The organism is Methylobacterium sp. M6A4_1b (assembly GCF_053345175.1).
The window spans coordinates 31,772-47,039 of record NZ_JBKEZQ010000020.1 but is presented as its reverse complement, the minus strand read 5'-3'; the positions used below and the strand labels follow the sequence as shown (position 1 = coordinate 47,039).

At 70.7% G+C, this 15,268-nt stretch carries 13 protein-coding genes; 9 read left to right on the top strand and 4 right to left on the bottom strand.

Annotated features, from left to right (window positions below; translation table 11 throughout):
• Nucleotides 1-81 precede the first annotated feature (81 nt).
• Nucleotides 82-1,170 carry an acyltransferase family protein gene (locus ACLBWX_RS17510; protein ID WP_447678278.1) on the bottom strand — a complete coding sequence of 363 codons (1,089 nt, stop codon included), beginning with the start codon at nucleotides 1,168-1,170 and terminating at the stop codon, nucleotides 82-84.
• A 421-nt stretch (nucleotides 1,171-1,591) separates the two neighbouring features.
• Here ACLBWX_RS17510 and ACLBWX_RS17505 point away from each other — a divergent pair, with 421 nt between their 5' ends.
• Genes ACLBWX_RS17505 through ACLBWX_RS17475 form a run of 7 tightly spaced genes read left to right on the top strand, consistent with a single transcriptional unit; the run spans nucleotide 1,592 to nucleotide 10,464 of the window.
• A complete protein-coding gene (locus ACLBWX_RS17505; protein WP_447678277.1) occupies nucleotides 1,592-1,846 on the top strand; it encodes an acyl carrier protein in 255 nt (84 codons plus the stop codon).
• A complete protein-coding gene (locus ACLBWX_RS17500) occupies nucleotides 1,843-3,006 on the top strand; it encodes an acyl-CoA dehydrogenase family protein (protein ID WP_447678276.1) in 1,164 nt (387 codons plus the stop codon). Before ACLBWX_RS17505 ends, ACLBWX_RS17500 begins: the two co-directional genes overlap by 4 nt.
• Complete coding sequence (locus ACLBWX_RS17495) at nucleotides 3,006-3,974, top strand: amino acid--[acyl-carrier-protein] ligase (protein ID WP_447678275.1); 969 nt, start codon at nucleotides 3,006-3,008, stop codon at nucleotides 3,972-3,974. Before ACLBWX_RS17500 ends, ACLBWX_RS17495 begins: the two co-directional genes overlap by 1 nt.
• Nucleotides 3,975-3,978: 4 nt before the next feature.
• Nucleotides 3,979-4,953 (top strand): DUF1839 family protein, encoded by a 975-nt coding sequence (locus ACLBWX_RS17490; RefSeq protein WP_447678274.1) that lies wholly within the window; start codon nucleotides 3,979-3,981, stop codon nucleotides 4,951-4,953.
• Nucleotides 4,954-4,962: 9 nt separating this feature from the next.
• Entirely contained in the window at nucleotides 4,963-7,398 is a 2,436-nt protein-coding gene (locus ACLBWX_RS17485; protein WP_447678273.1) for a glycoside hydrolase family 2 protein, read from the top strand.
• 10 nt (nucleotides 7,399-7,408) lie between these two features.
• Nucleotides 7,409-9,184, top strand: coding sequence for an alpha/beta fold hydrolase (locus ACLBWX_RS17480; RefSeq protein ID WP_447678272.1), 1,776 nt, complete (start codon nucleotides 7,409-7,411; stop codon nucleotides 9,182-9,184).
• The gene (locus tag ACLBWX_RS17475) at nucleotides 9,181-10,464 is read left to right on the top strand and encodes a hypothetical protein (protein WP_447678271.1); all 1,284 of its coding nucleotides are present in this window, start codon (nucleotides 9,181-9,183) and stop codon (nucleotides 10,462-10,464) included. The genes ACLBWX_RS17480 and ACLBWX_RS17475 overlap by 4 nt, the downstream gene beginning before the upstream one ends.
• Before the next feature lie 6 nt (nucleotides 10,465-10,470).
• Here the strand turns inward: ACLBWX_RS17475 and ACLBWX_RS17470 are convergent, their stop codons facing one another.
• Nucleotides 10,471-10,728 (bottom strand): PilZ domain-containing protein, encoded by a 258-nt coding sequence (locus ACLBWX_RS17470; RefSeq protein ID WP_447678270.1) that lies wholly within the window; start codon nucleotides 10,726-10,728, stop codon nucleotides 10,471-10,473.
• 84 nt (nucleotides 10,729-10,812) lie between these two features.
• Nucleotides 10,813-11,133 carry a PilZ domain-containing protein gene (locus tag ACLBWX_RS17465; protein WP_447678269.1) on the bottom strand — a complete coding sequence of 107 codons (321 nt, stop codon included), beginning with the start codon at nucleotides 11,131-11,133 and terminating at the stop codon, nucleotides 10,813-10,815.
• Between the two features lie 206 nt (nucleotides 11,134-11,339).
• On the opposite strand from ACLBWX_RS17465, the gene poxB reads away from it, so the two are divergent.
• Nucleotides 11,340-13,100 carry a ubiquinone-dependent pyruvate dehydrogenase gene (poxB, locus tag ACLBWX_RS17460; RefSeq protein ID WP_447678268.1) on the top strand — a complete coding sequence of 587 codons (1,761 nt, stop codon included), beginning with the start codon at nucleotides 11,340-11,342 and terminating at the stop codon, nucleotides 13,098-13,100.
• Nucleotides 13,101-13,184: 84 nt separating this feature from the next.
• Here the strand turns inward: poxB and ACLBWX_RS17455 are convergent, their stop codons facing one another.
• Nucleotides 13,185-14,591, bottom strand: a complete 1,407-nt coding sequence (locus ACLBWX_RS17455; RefSeq protein ID WP_447678267.1) for an amidase — start codon at nucleotides 14,589-14,591, stop codon at nucleotides 13,185-13,187.
• A 107-nt stretch (nucleotides 14,592-14,698) separates the two neighbouring features.
• On the opposite strand from ACLBWX_RS17455, the gene ACLBWX_RS17450 reads away from it, so the two are divergent.
• Nucleotides 14,699-15,262 (top strand): TetR/AcrR family transcriptional regulator, encoded by a 564-nt coding sequence (locus tag ACLBWX_RS17450; protein WP_447678266.1) that lies wholly within the window; start codon nucleotides 14,699-14,701, stop codon nucleotides 15,260-15,262.
• Nucleotides 15,263-15,268 lie beyond the last annotated feature (6 nt).

The following is a 15,268-nucleotide window of genomic DNA, read 5'->3' as shown; positions in this document are numbered from 1 at the left end:
AAATTGTTTGACAGAAAGCAGTGTCTCGTTAACGCTCTGGACTAAAAATCCATCCCGGCGGTCCCGGACGATGCGAGTCGTTCACGGTGCGACGGCGCCAGGCAGCGGCGCGGGGCGGGCTCCCCGGTCGCACAAACGCCGCAATGCTGCGCCCAGGGGCACCTCGACGACACGGTGCAGCCACTCGCCGAGAGCGATCGACGCCGACAGCGCGAGGACGAAGACCAAGGCGACCCGCAACGGGCCGGGCGCCACCAGGACGGCTGCCACTTTGGCGCCGACATGCAACATCAAGTTGTGGATAAGATAGAATGCATAGCTGGCATTCCCCTGGGAGAGGAGCCAGCGCCACCGCAGGACGACGCCGCCCCGCTCGAGAAGCACCAGCGCGCCGACCGCCAGGACGGCCGCGCTCCCCCAGACCAGGGGGCGCAGGAAACCCGTCATCTCCAGGTCGGCGCCGAGGGTGATCGCCGCGGCCTGGCCGCAGAGGACGATCGACGCCGCGGCCGCGAGGGCCGCCGCGGCGGTGCGCCGGACCGGGAAGCCCGGCCGCTGCGCGCCGAGGCGGTGGTAGGCGTAGCCGAGGCCTGCGCCGGCGACGAATTCGAGCACGATCGGCTTGGTGTAATAGGCCCAGTACAGCCCAGGCACAGGCGCGAGGCCGAGAAAAACCAGGGCGCCGAAGGCCAGGGCAAGACCGGTCATCCGCGCTCGCAGGCTCGCCATCAGCAGCAGGGCAGCGAACACGGCGTAGAAGAACATCTCGTAGTTGAGCGTCCAGCCAACCGAATTCAGGGGTTCGACGTAGCCGCCGCGCGAGAAGGGCAGGAACAGGAGCGACTGCACCACATAATCGGGCCGGAGCTCGACGATGCCGATCGGCTTCAGGCCGGCGAGCGCCACCAGCGCCAGCGCGAGAGTCACGAACCAATACAGCGGCACGACGCGGATCGCCCGGCGCAGCAGGAACGAGCCGGGAGTCTCGCTGCGCCCCGCCGTGCTCACGAACATGATGAAGCCGGACAGGACGAAGAACGCGTCCACGCCCGCTGCGCCGAACGCGAGAGCGTCGGGCCGCGGCAGGATGGGACCGGCGTAGAGGCCGAAATGCGTCAGGAAGACCGCATAGGCCGCCAGGGCGCGCAAGATCTGCAGATTGTAGATCATCTCTCGCCGTCGGATCGCCTGTCGCCGCCCGCCTGACGGGGAGGGCGTCCGCTCAACGCCCGATCGCAGAACCTGAGCGCGCCGCCGACGCTAAAGTCACGCCATTCCAGACGTTATCCTGAATCGTCCGGGCTTTCTACAATTCTCGTGAGACTTTGTTCATCACGACGGCGGTTCTTGCTGCCGCCCAGACGAATCGGAGTGAATTTCGCAGTTTCCGGCCTTTACGGAAAGCGGATGTAAAGCTGCGCGCCGTGATCGTCGCAGGAACGGCGGCTCCGACCGATCGACCACGACTGATCCTGCACCGCTAATCCGCACCTCGAACAACATATATCGGAATTTACCATCGCAGGCCTTGGTGTTTGACAATCTTCAATCCAGCTCAATACATGGCCCGATCCCAGAAAGGAGCCGCATCTTGGTCACTTCTCAAGACATCCGTCAGATCCTTGCCTCGAACGAGGCTCTGGCGCCGATCGCCGATCAGATCTCGGACAACGAGAGCCTGTTCGATCGCGGCCTCGACTCGTTCGGCTCGGTCCAGCTCATGCTCGCGCTCGAGGAGCGGTTCGGCATCGAGTTCCCGGACGAGTTCCTGACCCGCAAGTCCTTCGCCACGATCGGTGCGATCCGCGAGACCGTCGCCGCCGTCGTCCGGCCGCAGGCCGCATGAGCACCCTGGCCCAGCGCGCGCAGCGTGCGGCGGCGGTCGCGGCGCTCCATGCCGACGGCGTCGACCGCGAGGGCCGCTTCCCCCTGGAGGCGGTCACGGCCCTCAAGGCGGAGCGCCTGCTGGGCCTGCAGATCCCTCGCCAGTTCGGCGGCGAGGGCGCCGGGCTGCGCGAGATCGCGGACGCGTGCAGCACCCTCGGGCAGGCCTGCAGCAGTGCCGCGATGGTCTTCGCCATGCATCACATCAAGGTCGCAAGCCTGGTGGCGCACGGCCTCGACAGCACCTGGCACTGCCACCTGATGGAGCGGATCGCCCAGGAACAGCTCCTCGTCGCCTCCTCGACCACGGAGGCGGGGATCGGCGGCGACCTGCGCACCAGCTTCTGTGCCGTCGAAACGACCGGGAATGTCTTCGCCCTCGGCAAGGACGCCTCGGTGATCTCCTACGGGACCCAGGCCGACCTGATCCTCGCCACGGCCCGGCGCCATCCGGAGGCCGTGGGTTCCGACCAGGTGCTGGTTGCCCTGTTCGCCGATCAGATCTCCCTGGAGCGCAAGACCGTGTGGGACACGCTGGGCATGCGTGGCACCTGCAGCGACGGCTTCCGCCTGGAGGCTCGGGACATTCCCGTCGAGCAGATCCTGCCCAAGCCCTTCGCGGAGATCGCGGCCCAGTCGATGCTGGCCTCCTCGCATCTCCTGTGGAGCAGCGTCTGGTACGGCATCGCCAATTCCGCCGTCGACCGTGCCCGCACCTTCGTGCAGGCCGAGGCTCGGCGCCAGCCGGGACAGGTGCCGCCCACCGCCCTGCGCCTCGCGGAGGTTTCTAACGCGCTCCAGGCGATGCGGGCCGCCATCGTCTCGGCGCTCCGCCGTTACGAGGACGCGCACGGGGACGCCGACACCATCGGGTCGATCGGCTTCTCGGTTATGCTCAACAACCTGAAGACGACCGCCTCCGAGATGGCCGTCGACATCGTGCAGCGCGCCCTCTCGATCGTCGGCCTCGCCGGCTACAAGAACGGCACGCCCTTCAGCCTCGGTCGACCGTTGCGCGACGTCCTGTCGGCGCCGCTGATGATCGGAAACGACCGCATCCTCGCCAACACCGCCAAGCTTCTGCTCGTGCAGAAGGGCGGCGGCCAGCTCATGAGCGCGTGATGGACTCGACCTTCTCCACCCCGGCGGATGCCCGGGCCACCGAGATCTTCGACGAGGCCGCGGACGCCGTCCCGAGCTTCCTCGACCGTCTGTTCGATCAGGGCCTCCTGGTGCGCACCGGCGTCGACGGCCTCTACGGCCGCAGCGGCGCCTTCGAGAGCGTCGTGGACGCCCTCGAGCGCCTGATCAGCCGCCTCGGCGCGCCCGACGGGGCGGAAGTGATGCGCTTTCCCCCCGCCATGAGCCGGCCGGCCTTCGAGCGCAGCGGCTACCTCAAGGGCTTCCCGAACCTCGCCGGCACGGTGCACAGCTTCTGTGGCAACGAGGCGGAGCATGCCGAGCTCCTCGCCTACGTCGAAGCCCGGAGCGACTGGACCGGTCACCAGCAGGCGACGGACATCGTGCTCACGCCCGCGGCCTGCTACCCGCTGTACCCGGCCGCCGCCGCACGCGGCCGGCTGCCCGACGGGGGCGGCCTGTTCGACCTGCAATCCTACTGCTTCCGGCGCGAGCCCAGCCTGGAGCCGACCCGCATGCAGCTCTTCCGGATGCGCGAATACGTCCGCATGGGCAGCCCCGAGCAGGTGCTCGCCTTCCGCGAATCCTGGCTCGCCCGCGGCACCGAGATGATCCGCAGCCTCGACCTGCCGCTGGCCATCGACGTGGCGAACGACCCCTTCTTCGGCCGGGCCGGACGGATGCTCGCCAACAACCAGCGCCAGCAGAACCTCAAGTTCGAGCTGAACGTCCCGGTGAACAGCATCGAGAAGCCGACCGCCTGCCTCAGCTTCAACTATCATCAGGATCACTTCGGAACGACCTGGGACCTGCGCCAGGCCGACGGCAGCGTCGCCCACACCGCCTGCGTCGGCTTCGGCCTGGAGCGGATCACCCTGGCGCTCCTGCGCCATCACGGCCTGGACCTCGCCGCCTGGCCGGACGCCGTGCGCACCACCCTGTGGGGCTGAGCCGGTGACCAGCGCACTTCTCCGCCCGACACCGGGCCTTGACCCCGCGACGCCCTACCTGCCGCACCCGCTCCACGCGGCCGACCGCAACTGGCCGGAGACGAACTGCTACGTCGACCTCTGGATCGAACTCCTGCACGGGCGCGGCCTCGTGCCGGAGGCGATGCTGGGCTTCACCCTGAGGCAGGATTTCGAGGGCGACCAGTTCACCTTCTTCAAACCGCCGGCGGCCGACATCGAGCGGCTCTACGGGCTCGAGGTGCTGGAGCTCGCGGTCTACGACAGCCTCGAAGCGCAGGCCCTGGTCCAGGTGCAGCAGGGCCGGCCGGTGCTGGTGGAGGTCGACGCGATCTACCTGCCGGACACCCACGGCACCACCTACGGCCGGGAGCACGGCAAGACCACGATCGGCCTCCTGGCCCTCGACCCGGAGACCGAGGAGCTCGACTACCTGCACAATGCGGGCCGCTTCCGCCTCTCCGGCGGCGATTATCGCGGCATCTTCGGGCCGGCCGTGCTGCCGCCCTACGCGGAGTTCGTGAAGGCGGTCGCACCGCCCATGAGCACGGCCGAGCTGCCGGGCGCCGCGCTCGAGCTGCTGCGGTATCATCGCGTCCGGGCCCCCGGGCACAATCCGGTGCTGGCGTTCCGCGACACCCTCGCGCGGACCGGGCCGGCCCTGGTGCAGCGGTCCCTCGGCGTCTTCCACGCCTACGCCTTCAACACCACCCGCCAGCTCGGCGCGAATTTCGAGATGCTCGCGAGCCATCTCGCCTGGCTCGACGCGGCGGGCGCCGGCACCTTCACCCCCGCTTCGGACACGGCCCTTCGGCTCGCCGTCGAGGCCAAGGCCTTCCAGTTCCAGCTCGCCCGGGCCTTCCATCGCCGCGGCGCCGAGGGACTCGCGCCGCGCCTCGACCGGCTCGCGGCCACCTACGCGGACGTGTTCGCGGCCCTCGACCGCGCACTCGGCCGATAGGGGCGGATCGTGGCCCGGATCCGGTCCATCGACGGTGTGGCACCGCAGGCCGTGGACGGCCCCTGGCGGCTCGCCCTGACGCCGCCGAACGCCTGGGCCGGACCGGGCGACCTGTCGGAGGCCGCCGACTGGATCACGGCGCCGGTGCCCGGCACCGTCGCCGCCGCCCTGCGCGAGGCGGGCCGCTGGTCGGAGGCGGCGCCGACGCCGATCCATGACCGGGACGTGTGGTACCGAACCCGGCTGACCGAGGGCGGCCCCCTGCGCCTGCGGTTCGAAGGCCTCGCGACCCTTTCCGAGATCTGGCTCGACGGCGTGCCGGTGCTGGTCTCCCGCTCCATGTTCGAGGCGCACGCCTTCGAGGTCGATTTCCGGCCGGGGGCCGAGATCGCCCTCTGCTTCCGGTCGCTCAAGTCGGAACTCGATCGCCCGGGCAAGCGCGGGCGCTGGCGCCCCCGGATGATCACGCCGGGTTCCCTGCGCCACGTCCGCACGAGCCTTCTCGGCTTCATGCCGGGCTGGTGCCCGGAGATCGACCTTGTGGGTCCCTACCGCCCGGTGACCGTGGAGCCCCTTCGCCCCGGCGTGACGGACGCCGACCTGCGGGCCACGTATGATGGCGAGACCGGACGCCTCCTTGCGCGCCTGCGGATCTCCGGCCAGCCCACCTCCGTCACGCTCCGCTGCGACGGCTGCGCCGTGGCCCTCGCGGAATCCGAGACCGGCCACTTCATCGGCACGCTCACGCTGCCCGGCGTCGCGCCCTGGTGGCCGCACACCCACGGCACGCCCCGTCTGCACGCCGTGAGCGTCGAGGTCGACGGCGTGGCGGTCGATCTCGGCCGGACGGGCTTTCGCACCCTGTCGCTGGCGCGGCCCTTCGAGGAGGGCCTGGCCCTGGCCGTCAACGGCGTGCCGGTCTTCTGCCGGGGCGCCAACTGGACGCCCTCGGACCTGATCGGGCTCGGCGCCGAGGATTGCGCCGCACTCGTCGACCTCGCCCGCGAGGCCGGCATGAACATGCTGCGCGTGTCGGGCACCACTCTCTACCCGGCGCCCGACTTCTACGACCTCTGCGACGCCGCCGGCATCCTGGTCTGGCAGGACCTGATGCTGGCGAATTTCGATTATCCGCACGAAGCGGCCGGCTTCGCCGCCACGCTCGCCCGCGAGGTGACGGGCACCCTCCACCGGACACAGCTCGCCCCCTCCCTCGCCGTGATCTGCGGCGGCAGCGAGGTCTGGCAGCAGGCCGCCATGCTCGGAGCGCCGCGGTCCGTCTGGGCCGACCCGTTCTGTGCCGAGACCCTGCCGGGGCTCGTCGGGGAGACCCGGCCCGACCTCGTGGTGGTGCCGAACTCGCCGTCGGGCGGCGACCTGCCGTTCTCTCCGAGCGCGGGCTGCACCCACTATTACGGCGTCGGCGCCTATCGCCGCCCCCTGGAGGATGCGCGCCGCGCCGAAGTGGGCTTCGCCAGCGAATGCCTCGCCTTCGCCAACCTGCCGGAGCCGGCGACGCTCGGACGGACGAGCCCGGCCGATCCGCACTGGGACCGGGGTATTCCTCGCGACCGGGGCGCCGACTGGGATTTCGAGCAGGTGCGCGACCACTATGTCGGCCTGCTCTACGGCGTCGATCCCGCAGCCCTGCGCGCCGACGATCCGCAGCGCTACCTCGAACTCGGCCGCGCCGCCGTCGCCGAAGTGATGGAGGCCACCTTCGCCGAGTGGCGCAGGGCGCGCTCGCCCACGGCCGGCGGGCTCGTCTGGTTCCTGCGCGACCTCGGGCCGGGCACCGGCTGGGGCGTGATCGACTGGAACCAGGCCCCGAAATCCGGCTGGTACGCCCTGAAGCGCGCCTTCCGCCCGGTGCAGGTGACCCTGTCGGACGAGGGCCTGGGCGGGCTGCACCTCCACGTCCACAACGAGACCGCCCAGGGCCTGGACCTGCGCTTGGGACTGACCTTCGCAAACCGCACCGGCAAGGTCGGGGCACGGGCCGAGCGCGACCTGACAGTCGGTCCGCGGGCCTCCCTGACCCTGTCTTCCGCCGAGATGCTCGGCCGCTTCTTCGATGGCACCGACAGCTACCGCTTCGGCCCCCGCATCCACGACGTCGCGCATGCCCGCCTCACGGACGCAACGGGGACGGTCATCGCCGAGAGCTTCCATTTTCCCGGCCTCCGGCCGGTCGCGCCGGAGGCGATCGGCCTGCGCGTCGCGCCCGTGGCCGACGCGCCTGTGCCGACCCTGCGCATCGCCACCGACCACCTCGCCCTCGGAGTGAGCGTGCGAAGTCCGGAGGCGCGGCCTAGCGACAGCGGCTTCCACCTGGCGCCGGGCACGGAGAGGCTCGTCAGCTTCCCCGGTCATCTCCGGCTTCCGCAAGGCGTGGTCGGGGCCCTCAACAGCCGAGAGATCGTGAGGTTCGCCCATGATGCCTGAGGTCCGTTCCATGACCGCCCCGGATACGGCGCCCGAAGCCGCCGTGCCCGTGACCTTCGACGACCTGTTCGGCTGGATCCACCCGGCCGCGGGCCGGCGCGGTGTGGTCCTGTGCGGCGCCTGTGGCTTCGAGCAGATGGCTGCCCACCGCCCCTGGCGGGCGCTTGCCGGACGGATCGCTGCGGCCGGCTGCCCGACGCTGCGCTTCGACTATCCGGGGGAGGGCAATTCGGGCGATACCGGCGAGGCACGGCTCTCGGACCATGTCGCAGCGGTCCGCCGGGCGGTGCGCTTCCTGCGCGAGACGGCCGGCGTCGAAGAGATCGTCCTCATCGGCCTGCGGCTCGGCGCCAACCTCGCCCTGCTGGCGGCCCAGGAGGAGGAGGTCGACCGTCTGGTCCTGCTGGCGCCGGCGGCGACCGGGCGGGCCTATCTTCGCGAGATGCGGCTTCGCGCCCGAACGGTCGGCGGCGTCGCGGATGGCGTGGCCCCGAAGGCGGATGCCCACGACCTGTCCGTCGGTGGCTTCCGCATGGGCTCGGCCTTCCTGGCCGATCTCAGCGCCCTCGACGCCGGCGCGACCGGGCGCGCGCCGGCCCCGCGGACCCTGCTCCTCGCGCCCGAGACGCGGACGCTGACCGGCAGGCTGACCGCCCTCGGCGGCGCCGTGGAGACCGGGCCGCTCCCCGGACTTCCGCTTCTCGTCGGCGACCCGATCTTCGCCGAGGTTCCGGAGGCGGATTTCGAACGCATCACCGCCTTCGCGACGGAAGACCTCACGATCGCGGGCCCCGCCGCTCCGCTCCGCATTTCCCCGGCGCGCCTGGACGGCGCCGGCTGGTCCGAGACCCCCGCCCGGTTCCAGCCGGACCTGTTCGGCATCCGCTGCCTGCCCCGGCGGCAGGATTCCGGCGCACCGACGGTGGTGTTCGTCTCCACCGGCATGACCGTGCATTCCGGCTGGGGCCGGCAGACCACGGACCTCGCGCGCAGGCTCGCCGTGGAGGGCGTTCCCTCCTTCCGCTTCGACCTCGCCGGCATCGGCGACAGCGGCCGCCGGCCGGATGCTCGCAAGCCCCCTTACGCCCCCGACGGGTTCGCGGATGTGGGCCGAGCCCTCGATCACCTCGCCGAGGCCCGCGGACCCATCGTCCTCGTGGGCAATTGCAGCGGCGCCTACGCGGCGTTCCAGGCCCTCTGCCGCGACGCGCGCGTCGACGGCGCACTTCTCGTCAACCTCTACTGCTTCGACTGGGACCCGAACGAGGATGTCGACGCCGCGATCCGCCAGACCGTCGGCAGCACGGGCACCTACGCGTCGCTCCTGAAGCGGAGCGCGACGTGGCGGCGGCTCCTGCGCGGCGAGATCCACGTGCGGGCGATCAGCGGGGTCCTCGCCAGGCGGGCGCTCGAGACGGCCCTGCGGCGGCTGCGGCGCCTGAGGAACCCGATCTCCCCCGGCGGCTCCGTCGCCCGGCGGGTCGCCCGGCTGCGGCAGCGCGGCGCCGAGATTCGCCTCGTCTACAGCGCCGGCGATCCCGGGCTTGCGACCCTGCGCCGCCATCTCGGACGTTCGCCCGGCCGTGCCGACCGGCGCCTCGGCACCCCTGTGGCGATCGTGCCGGACGTGGACCACAACTTCAGTTCGGCCGAGGCGCAGGCGATGCTCGGAATTCACCTGCGTGACCTGCTGCACTCGGTTCAGGAAGCCCGGGCCTCCCGGGCCGAGGCGCGGACACCCGCCGACGCCCCCTCCCGGACCACCGCCGTCGCGGGCCTCGCGTGAGCGGCCTCACCCGGCGAACGGCCCTGGCCCTGACGGCGGGGGCCTTCGCGACGCGGGTCGAGGCCGCTGCCTCGCCGGTGCATCGCTGTGAGGATCTGATCGACGCCGTCGGCATCAACGTGCATTTCGGCCATGGGGGCTCGCCCTATGTCGAGCGCTTTTCCGTCTGCGTCGCTGCCCTCGACGACCTCGGCGTGCGCCACCTGCGCGACGACATCGTCCTCGTGGGCACGGAACCGTCCGGGCAGTTCGCGCGGATCGCGAGCCTCGCCCGACGGGGCTACCGCTTCAGCCTGGTCTTCTACGACGGCCTGACGCCCGGTCCGCGGGTGTCACCGGAGCGCTTCGCCGAGATCGCCGACTGGGCGGACGACGGGCTCGTGGTGGCGGAAGGCGGCAACGAGCCGCCGGTGGCCGCGAAGCCCGGCCTCGCCCGCCTTTCCGCCGAGCACCAGGCGGCCCTGTTCCGCGCGGTGCGGAGCGACCCGCGGCACCGCTCCGTCCAGGTCGCCGGCCCGAGCTACATCCAGGCGAACATCGCGGCCGCCGAAAACCTCTCCGGCTCGGTCGATCTCGCCAACATCCACGCCTATCCGGGACCGGAGCACCCCGAGACCCGGGGAGCGGGCAGTCTCGGCGGCTTCCGCGCCGCGGTGCGGCCGGTCTTCGGCACCGCCCCGGTGATCGTCACCGAGAACGGCTATCACACCGCCCTGGCGTCCACGAGCGCGCACCTGCCGGTCTCGGAGGGCATGCGTGCCCGATACCTGCCGCGCATGCTGCTGTGGAGCTACCTGCAGGGCGTGCGGCGGACCTACCTCTACGAGCTGATCGCGTCCTTCGAGCGGGGCGACACCGACCCGGAAAGCCGGTTCGGACTCCTCGCCCACGACGGTACGCCGAGCCCGTCCTTCGCTGCCGTGCGCGGCCTGATGCGCCTGTTCGGCGGGAGGGCGGAGGAGGCGGGGAATCCAGGAGAACGTATCGGCGTCGCGCTTCCGGCGGGGGTGCCCGACCTCGTGGCGGCAAGCTTCCAGCGCGCGGACGGCGCCCTGCTGGTTCCCATCTGGCTCGGAATCGACGGCTGGGACCGCAGCGCCCGGGCGCCCCGGCCGGACATCCCACCGCGGTCCGTGGAGGTCCGTCTGTCGGGCCCGCCCCGGAGGCTGCGCCTGCACCGCTTCGGCGACGACGGGATCGTCCGCGTCAGCCCGCTTCCGCCGACGCAGATCCCCACCGTGGCGGCCAGCGACCGGCTCGCCGTCCTGGAGGTCTGGTAGGACCCCTCAGGACGCCGTTTCGTCCACGAACCGGACGCCGATCTCGCCCAGCTTGCGCCAGGCGACCCGGACCGGGTGCCGCGCGCCCTGCGGTTCCAGCAACAGGGTGAAGCGGTCCGGGATGCCGACGACGCTCGCGACCTGCAGGCGGGCGCCGGAGGGCGAGCGGTTGCGCAGCGTGCAGTCGATGACGCCGCCGCCGTGCAACGCGATCTTGCCCGCCAGCAACGTGCGGGCGCGGGGCTCGGATCGTCTTTCTTCCATCACTCGGTGCCCTGATGCTTCGGGTCGGCCGCTCGTAGGGGCGAAGTGGTTACGACGCGGTATCGCCGCCGTGACCGTGCGACATCATCGGAATTGCGCGCCGATCATCTCGTCGGTGCGCCAGACGATGCTGCAGACCTTCACGCCATCGAGGGGAGGGGCCGCGAGCAGGAAGGTGCTCGGTACGAGATTGGCATCCGGCAGGGTGATCTTGACGCCGCTGAGGGAGAAATCATGCACCAGGCAGGCGATCTCGGTGTGCTCGTCGACGGTGATGCGGCCGGCCTCATCGGATCGGAAACGGGGTTCGGTACGGCGCTCCGACGAGAGCGCGTGCAGGGAGGCTTGCATGACGGGTGTTCCCGAGGCGGGTCTGACGCGGCAGGATTCGTCGGCGCGCAGCAAGGACCTTCTAAGCCGGTTGCTCAAATTGTCGGCACCCACGAAAAAGCCCGGGATCGGACGGGACAGGGCGTATACGCCACGGTCGCGTCGAGGTCGCGCCGTCCCCGGCGCAGCCCGGATGACAGATGCGCGCGGAGCACAACCCTCGGCTGGAACCGGGGCGCAGGACGACCGGTTCGGCAGGGGAACAACCGGAGCCGAGCGCCATGAAGATCGTCACCGTCGCGGACCTAATCGTCGACACCCTCGACCAGGCCGGCGTCCAGCGGATCTACGGCATCGTCGGCGACAGCCTAAACGCGCTGACCGAGTCGCTGCGGGCGCGGGGCACGATCGACTGGGTCCATGTCCGGCACGAGGAGGTGGCGGCCTTCGCGGCGGGGGCCGACAGCCAGCTGTCGGGCAAGCTCGCGGTCTGCGCCGGGTCCTGCGGGCCGGGGCACGTCCACCTCATCAACGGCCTCTACGATTGCCACCGCACCCGCACCCCGGTGCTGGCCATCGCGGCGCATATCCCCTCGTCCGAGATCGGCTCGGGCTACTTCCAGGAGACGCACCCGGGCGAGCTGTTCCGCGAGTGCAGCCACTATTGCGAGATGGTGGGCGACGCCTCCCAGCTGCCGCAGGTGCTGGAGAATGCCATGCGGGCGGCGATCGGCCTCTCCGGCGTCGCCGTGGTAATCATCCCGGGCGACGTCGCCCTGATGGATGCGCCGACCCGCGGGGTCGCCCCCAATGCCGGGTTGATCCCGCCCAGGCCCGTGGTGCGCCCGGCCGAGACCGAGCTCGACGCGCTCGCCGAACTGCTCAACGGCTCGGAGCGGATCACCCTCCTGTGCGGGCGCGGCTGCGCGGGCGCCCATGCCGAGCTGCTTCGGCTCGCCGAGGCCCTGAAGAGCCCCATCGTCCATGCGCTGGGCGGCAAGGACGTGGTCGAGTACGACAACCCCTACGACGTCGGCATGACCGGGCTGATCGGCTTCCCGTCGGGCTATGCCGCGATGATGTCCTGCGACACCCTGCTGATGCTGGGCACCGATTTTCCCTACCGGCAGTTCTACCCGCAGGACGCCAAGATCGCCCAGGTCGACATCCGCCCGGAGCAGCTCGGGCGCCGGTGCAGGCTCGATCTCGGCCTCGTCGGCCACGTCGACGACACCATCCGGGCGCTGCTGCCCAAGCTCACCCACAAGGCCGAGCGCAAGCATCTCGACGCGGCCCTGAAGCACTACGCCAAGGCGCGGGAGGACCTCGACGACCTCGCCACGGGCACGCCGGCGACGGGCTGGTTCGGCCTCAAGTCGGCCAAGCAGCCGATCCACCCGCAATACCTGACGAAGCTCGTCAGCGAGGCGGCCGCGGACGACGCGGTGTTCACGGCCGATGTCGGCACCCCGACGATCTGGGCGGCGCGCTACCTCAAGATGAACGGCCGGCGCCGGCTGATCGGCTCCTGGGTCCACGGCTCGATGGCCAACGCCATGGCGCAGGGCATCGGCGCGCAGTCGGCCTATCCCGACCGGCAGGTGGTGTCGCTCTCCGGCGACGGGGGCTTCGCCATGCTGATGGGCGACCTCCTCACCCTGCGCCAGCAGACGCTGCCCCTGAAGATCGTGATCTACAACAACGGCACCCTCGGCTTCGTCGAGCTCGAGATGAAGGCCGCCGGCTACCTCGAGACCGGGGTGTCCCTCGACAACCCGGACTTCGCCGCCATGGCCCGCGGCGCCGGCATCCACGCCGTCCGGGTCGAGGACCCGGCCGAGCTGGAGGCGGCGGTCCGCGAGGTGATGGCCCATCCCGGCCCCGCCCTCCTCGACTGCGTGGTGGCCCGCCAGGAACTCTCGATGCCCCCGAAGATCGACGGCAAGCAGGTGAAGGGCTTCAGCCTCTACGTCCTGCGCGCGGTGATGAGCGGCCGAGGCGATTCCGTGCTCGACCTCGCCAAGACGAACCTGCTGCGGTGAGGCGGCTCGGCCGTCCGGACGGCCGAGCCGCGACGGCCCGTATCCGCCTGACGCGATCGACCGGACCCTGGCAGGTTCCGACCCTCAGAGGGTCGGATGCAGCTGGCGGACGGGACTCACGCCCTCCAGAACCGAGGCGGCGTGCAGGATCGTTGCCTCCGCCTGCCAGCGGCCCACCAGCTGCACGTTGATGGGCAGGCCCTCCCGGCTGGTTCCGAAGCGCATCGACAGCCCCGGCAAGCCCGTGACGTTCAGGGGCACGGTCGCGCCCTGGAGATAGGTCAGGTCGACCGTCTCGCCGTTGACGACGAGCTCGCTGATGCCGTGCTTGTGCGCCGGCACCGGCAGCACGGGGGTCAGCAGAACGTCGTAGTCCCGGAAGTAGGTGGCATAGCCGTCCCGCAGGCGCTCCGCCGCCTGCTCGGCCGCGATGTAGTCCTCCATCGACGTGTCGGGCAGCGACAGCATGGTCCTGGCCATCGTGTACATCTGGTCCTCGTGCCCGGCGGTCGCCTCCCGGAAGGCGGGCTTCATCTCCATGACATGGAGCTTGTTGAACACGTCGAGGGCGAAGTCGCGCTCCAGCGCCGGGATGCGGACCTCCTCCACGAAGTGCCCCTCGCCCCTGAGCGCCTCGGCCGCCGCCTTGACGGTGGCCGCCACCTCCATGTCGACGGGACCGAAGCCAGGCCCGACCATCCAGCCGACGCGGAGGTTGCGACCCGCCCCGGCGCCCATGCCGGCGTCGGACGAGGCCGCGCTCGTCGCGAACGCGTCCAGGCCATCGGGGCCGGCCAGTTGCGAGAAGGCGAGGGCGAGGTCGCGGATCGAGCGCGCCATCGGGCCGACATGCCAGAAGCGGCGAGGCGCCCGCGGCCAGATGCCGGTCATCGGCACGCGTCCGTGGGTCGCCTTCAGCGAGACGATGCCGGTCTGTGCCGCCGGGCCGCGCACCGAAATGGCGAGGTCGGTGCCGAGGCCCAGCGGCGACATGCCCGCCGCGATGGCCGCCGACTCGCCACCGCTCGACCCGCCGGGCGTGCGCTGGAGATTCCAGGGGTTGTTCGAGCGGCCCGAGAGCAGGTTGTCGCTCTCGATCCAGTAGGAGAATTCGGGAAGGTTGGTCTTGGCGAGGAGGATTCCGCCGGCCCTCTTCATGCGGGCGACGCTGGTCGCGTCGGCATCGGGAATGCGGCCCTTGAAGATGGGCGAGCCGCGCTGGGTAAGGACCCCCTCGGTATCGATGGAATCCTTCACGGTGAACGGGACGCCGTGCAGGGGCCCGAGCGCCTTGCCCGCCAGGACCGCCGCTTCGGCCTCCTTTGCGGCAGCGCGCGCCCCCTCCGCCACCGTGACGATGGCGTTGACCTGCGGATCGACGGCTTCGATGCGATCGAGATGCGCCTGCACGACCTCGACGGGCGAAAGCTGCTTGGTCCGGATCAGTTCGGCCAGTCGGGTGGCGTCGGAGAAGATGATGTCCTGGGTCATGTCATTTCCCTACCTGTCGTTAGGCAGCCAACCGTTAGGGATGGATTTTCGCCCGGTCAACCCCTAACTAACGACCGGTAGTTTTTTGGTCCGAGGGGGAGACGGCGATGGGTGCGAACGTGAGGGAGACGATCCTGGCCGCCGCAAGGAAGACCGTGCAGGCCCGCGGGTACGGCGGCTTGAGCTACCGGGATCTGGCGGCCGACGTCGGCATCAAGGCGGCGAGCATCTACCACCACTTCGCCAGCAAGGCGGATCTCGGTGCGGCCGTGGCGAGGCGTTACGGGGAGGATACGGCGGCGGAACTCGACGCGATGCTGGCCGAGACCTCCGACCCGGTCCAATGCCTGCGGCTCTACCCGAGCACGTTCCGCAGGTCGCTCCAGGACGGGAACAGGCTCTGCCTGTGCAGCTTCATGTCGGCCGAATACGCCAACCTGCCGGAGGTCGTGCAGCGCGAAGCGCAGGGTTTCGCCGACGTCAACATCGCCTGGCTCGCCAAGGTGCTGGTCATGGCGGGAGCAACGAAGCCCGAGGACGGCGAAGCGCGGGCGCGGGCCATCTTCGCCGCCGTCTCCGGTGCCCAGCTCTACGCGCGGAGCCGCGCGGACATCGCGCAATTCGACGGGCTGATCGAAAGCTACCGCGCTTCGGGCCTGCTTCCGGCATAGGGCGCG

Coding starts and splice junctions, on each gene's coding strand:
- ACLBWX_RS17470 (WP_447678270.1), bottom strand. CDS start 10,728: ATGGAAGAAAGACGATCCGAGCCCCGCGCCCGCACGTTGCTGGCGGGC.
- ACLBWX_RS17450 (WP_447678266.1), top strand. CDS start 14,699: ATGGGTGCGAACGTGAGGGAGACGATCCTGGCCGCCGCAAGGAAGACC.
- ACLBWX_RS17495 (WP_447678275.1), top strand. CDS start 3,006: ATGGACTCGACCTTCTCCACCCCGGCGGATGCCCGGGCCACCGAGATC.
- ACLBWX_RS17510 (WP_447678278.1), bottom strand. CDS start 1,170: ATGATCTACAATCTGCAGATCTTGCGCGCCCTGGCGGCCTATGCGGTC.
- ACLBWX_RS17455 (WP_447678267.1), bottom strand. CDS start 14,591: ATGACCCAGGACATCATCTTCTCCGACGCCACCCGACTGGCCGAACTG.
- ACLBWX_RS17480 (WP_447678272.1), top strand. CDS start 7,409: ATGACCGCCCCGGATACGGCGCCCGAAGCCGCCGTGCCCGTGACCTTC.
- poxB (WP_447678268.1), top strand. CDS start 11,340: ATGAAGATCGTCACCGTCGCGGACCTAATCGTCGACACCCTCGACCAG.
- ACLBWX_RS17500 (WP_447678276.1), top strand. CDS start 1,843: ATGAGCACCCTGGCCCAGCGCGCGCAGCGTGCGGCGGCGGTCGCGGCG.